The following is a 3,740-nucleotide window of genomic DNA, read 5'->3' on the forward strand; positions in this document are numbered from 1 at the left end:
TGCGCTGGAGCGTGGTTGGTGGTGAAGTAATTGCCCGTCTACGCGGTTTCTTTTTTGGCAACGAGTTGGATTCCTTTTTTGCCTTTTGGAGTCGCCGCGTTTTTCAGCCTGCTACCTCACCACTTTTATGACCTGCACCCGCGCCGGTAGACAAAAAGACAGCTTGCACAGATCAGGCTCTTGGGCGCTTCTCTGAGGAGCTGCAGGCAGAGCTTTCGGGCTTTTTGCTTATGAAAAAGCCCGAAGATACTATCAATCATACTATTGCACAAGTCAAAGAGAAAGAACACCGCACCCGCACGGTTCACCCCACCATAGGTATTAAACGGCGAGGAAAGCTCCTGCCCCATTTCTGCATCCAAGCCCATCGAGCGGCTAAAAGATGTCACGTCCACCAGAATGCGACGGCACTCCGGACAGGGCATATCAGCGTTTTCCGACGAAAATCCGAACATGGCTAGAGGCTCTTGAGAATCCCACGGACATAGCCCACGGATTCAGCCAGACCCAGCACGGGCTCTTTGGCATCTTTCTCGTACTCAAAGCCAACATTCCCAGTAAACTTGATGGCGATCAGGGCCCTGAGAATCGAGGCGATGTCTAGCCCACCACGTCCCACTTCAATCGGCTTGCCATTCGGTGCCACCACACTCACATCTTTCAGGTGAATGTCATAAACCCGATCACGGCAGTCCAGAATCGCCTTGGCGGGGTCTTTACCGGCGCGTGCACAGTGGCCCACGTCCACGCAAAGCCCGATGCGCTTGTCAAAGTTTTTTGCGGCATTGTAGGCCTCATAAGGCGTCGGAAAGTTCTTGTCCTCGGGACCGTGGTTGTGGAGCGCGAGCTTGATATCGAACTCCTTGACCAGCTTGTCGAGGATCGGGATCGAGTCCAGGGGCGGGGCACAGACCATGGTTCCAACCCCCGAGGCCTTGGCATACTCAAACGCCACACGCATACTCGCTTCGTCCTTCATACCCACGTTGCCGATGGAGAGGGGCGTGATTCCCGCTGCCGTAAACTTGGCAACAATGGCCTTTAACTCTTCCGGGGTCGCCTTCATCGGCAAGTGAGAGTCCTTGAGCGAGCAGGTCTTGATCGCCAGCCGCTGGAGCACCGTGATCGCAGCATCCGTGGGCAGGTTCCGAAGCGTGTAGGTCGCCACCCCGATATTGAGCGTGTTTGCTTTCATGATTTCAGAGTTCGCGATCATCGCTTTAAATCCCTTCTAGGCTCGTCTTCCTGCTACTTCTTTACGACAACGCGTAACTGAAAAGTCTTTGTGGGGGCAGCTTTTAGCTCAAACAGCCGGATATAGATCATGGCAATAGATCTCTCGCCCACTTTATCGGCCTTAAAGATCGAGAGCTGGGTAGTGGGTGCCCCAGGGGGGCGTGGCGTTTTTGAGGCATCGTTCAGTGAGGTGGTCGAGATCGGAAGAAAAGGGTTCTCGCTTACCACGAAGTACCAGCCGTAGCCGGTACTGGGATTGGTCTCAAGCTGAATGCCAAAAGTCTCGCCCACCTTGAGAGTGACCTCTTTACCACTGTCTTTCGCGGTAAAAATGCGCTGTGGTTTCTTTTGCATGGCCGATTATAACGCATATTACAGTCGGCGTAGGATGCGCCCCGGATGCGCTCCGGTGAGCTGGCTGTTTCGCAGGACGGGAACCCCGTTGACCAGCACATCCGTCAGGCCAACGGGCTTGGACTGCGGGTCTTTGGTCGTGGCGGTGTCGTGGATGGTCTTGGGGTCAAAGAGCACGAGATCGGCTTTCTTGCCGGGGGCGACCTGGCCGCGATCCGCAAAACCAAAACGCTGGGCAGGAAGCGCACTAGCTTTCCGAATGGCTTCTTCGAGCGAGAGCACACGCTCCTCACGGACGTACTTGCCTAAAATTCTCGGGTAGCTCCCCGCGCCGCGTGGGTGCGAGCCGCGCAGGCCACCGTCGGTGCAAAACATGATCTCAGGATGGTGCAGAAACGCGTGCAGGTCGCGCTCCTGCATTGCCGTCACCACCACGCCGACGGCACCGTTGGCGGCTTTCACCATTTCCATTGTCAGTGTCACCGGATCTTTTTTCTGCTCCAGCGCCACCTGTGCCAGGGTTTTCCCCACAAACGCGGGCTGCGGGGCGTAGCCCGTGATCAGGATATTCTTCGCCCCCCCGACCTCCGCAAGCGCCTTCTCCCAGAGCGCGGGCTTGTCCCACTCGCGGGTGGTCAGCAAGACGATAATGCTACTCTGCCAGTAGGTGTAGGGGTAGACATCCGCCGTGATGCTCACCCCGCGCCGCTTGGCCGCGTCCATGCGTGCAAACACTTGCTGCGTCTTGCCCCAGACCGGCGAGGAGCCCAGCTTGATATGCGAAATCTGCGCCGGGACGTGCGCCTCGGTGGCAATCTGGATTAGCTCCTCGAAGCTTTCGAGCGCCCCCTCTTCTTCGTCGCGGACATGGCTGATGTAAAAGCCCGCCAGCTCCGCCAGCGCGATCACTTCTTCGGTCTTGGCGTAGATTCCCGGATCGTACTCTAGGCCGGAGCTTAGGCCCAGCCCTCCGGCACGAACCTCTTGCGCCACCAGCGCCCGGATCTGCCGAATCTCGTCGGGGCGAGCCGCACGTTTGTAGTCGTCGCCCATGACTTTCCCGCGCACCGTGCCATGCCCAATAAAGCTGGCGATATTGAGCGCGGGCGGGGTCTGCTGAAGCTTCTCAAACCACTCGGTGAGCGGGAAGTTATGGCCACCGTCTTGCCCGACAATCGCGGTCGTGATTCCCTGGCGAAGCTGCGTCTCGGCATCGAGGTTGGTGAGGAGTCCCCCATCGGCATGGCTGTGGGTATCGATAAAGCCCGGCGCGACAACCTTGCCGCTGGCCTCGATCACCGAGTCTGCGCCACCCAGACCGGCCCCGACCGCCTTGATAGAGTCGCCCTCCACCAGCACATCGGCGCGGCGCAGCTTGCCACCCGTTCCATCGGCGAGGAGGCCGCCACGAATGAGATAGGACATGGAGGGATTGTACCTGAACGCCCGTACCCACCAGAACCCACCCGCCTTCGCTCGTCCCTCGCTTCGGCACCCTCCCTCTACGAAGGAGGGTTAGGGAGGAGTGTTTTGAGCCAAGAGATTAGCTCCAGTGGGTTGAAAGGCCAAGGTACAAAAACATCAACAGGCAAGGGCGAATCAATCACGGGAGAGACATTTCCTACAGCAATAACCACAAGTTGTCGTCCAAAAGAGAGTGGTTGCTGGCGAATCCAGTGTGCAAGTTCTCGTCCGCTCACAGCAGAAGGTGTCCAAGAAACGATCACAGCATCTACATGAGTCTCTTGGAGAATCTGCCTAGCGGTCTCAGCAAACTCGGTCCGCAGAACCTGATAGCCCGCCTTCCCAAGAGTTTCTTGCAAGAGAAGGCGAGTAACTGGTTTGTCGTCCACAACGAGGATCGTCATGGGAATAGCTCTACGCGGAGCGTTTTAGCTCCATGCCGCGCATGGTTCCGGTGCTGGAGGCGAACTTGTCGGTCTCAAGCCCGAAGCGCTGGAGGACATTGACGAAGAGGTTGGGGAGCGGGTAGTTGCGCTCGCGGTCGAAGGCGAGGTGCTGGCCGTGCTGGAAGCCGCCACCGGCAAAGAGGACGGGAAGGTTGGTCGTGACGTGCGTGTTAGCATTGCCCATGTTGCTTCCGTAGAGCACCATAGTTCGATCCAGCAGGGTCTCGTTGCCTTCTTGGT

At 57.8% G+C, this 3,740-nt stretch carries 5 protein-coding genes and 1 pseudogene; all 6 read right to left on the reverse strand.

The features are described from left to right. Positions 1-125 precede the first annotated feature (125 nt). Complete coding sequence (locus RMO15_RS10110) at positions 126-425, reverse strand: hypothetical protein (protein ID WP_309711474.1); 300 nt, start codon at positions 423-425, stop codon at positions 126-128. Positions 426-457: 32 nt separating this feature from the next. Then, positions 458-1,195 (reverse strand): sugar phosphate isomerase/epimerase, encoded by a 738-nt coding sequence (locus RMO15_RS10115; RefSeq protein ID WP_309711476.1) that lies wholly within the window; start codon positions 1,193-1,195, stop codon positions 458-460. A gap of 53 nt (positions 1,196-1,248) precedes the next feature. Then, positions 1,249-1,590 carry a protease inhibitor I42 family protein gene (locus RMO15_RS10120; protein WP_309711478.1) on the reverse strand — a complete coding sequence of 114 codons (342 nt, stop codon included), beginning with the start codon at positions 1,588-1,590 and terminating at the stop codon, positions 1,249-1,251. A gap of 18 nt (positions 1,591-1,608) precedes the next feature. Continuing rightward, complete coding sequence (locus RMO15_RS10125) at positions 1,609-3,015, reverse strand: D-aminoacylase (RefSeq protein ID WP_309711480.1); 1,407 nt, start codon at positions 3,013-3,015, stop codon at positions 1,609-1,611. 77 nt (positions 3,016-3,092) lie between these two features. Further along, the gene (locus tag RMO15_RS10130) at positions 3,093-3,458 is read right to left on the reverse strand and encodes a response regulator (protein ID WP_309711482.1); all 366 of its coding nucleotides are present in this window, start codon (positions 3,456-3,458) and stop codon (positions 3,093-3,095) included. 10 nt (positions 3,459-3,468) lie between these two features. After that, positions 3,469-3,740: pseudogene (locus RMO15_RS10135) on the reverse strand (hypothetical protein); the annotation flags it as partial.

It is taken from the genome of Armatimonas sp., assembly GCF_031410135.1.
Taxonomy (GTDB): domain Bacteria; phylum Armatimonadota; class Armatimonadia; order Armatimonadales; family Armatimonadaceae; genus Armatimonas.

Bases quoted from the DNA above. Each gene is read 5' to 3' on its own strand.
- RMO15_RS10110 (WP_309711474.1), bottom strand. From the start codon at position 425: ATGCCCTGTCCGGAGTGCCGTCGCATTCTGGTGGACGTGACATCTTTT.
- RMO15_RS10115 (WP_309711476.1), bottom strand. From the start codon at position 1,195: ATGAAAGCAAACACGCTCAATATCGGGGTGGCGACCTACACGCTTCGG.
- RMO15_RS10120 (WP_309711478.1), bottom strand. From the start codon at position 1,590: ATGCAAAAGAAACCACAGCGCATTTTTACCGCGAAAGACAGTGGTAAA.
- RMO15_RS10125 (WP_309711480.1), bottom strand. From the start codon at position 3,015: ATGTCCTATCTCATTCGTGGCGGCCTCCTCGCCGATGGAACGGGTGGC.
- RMO15_RS10130 (WP_309711482.1), bottom strand. From the start codon at position 3,458: ATGACGATCCTCGTTGTGGACGACAAACCAGTTACTCGCCTTCTCTTG.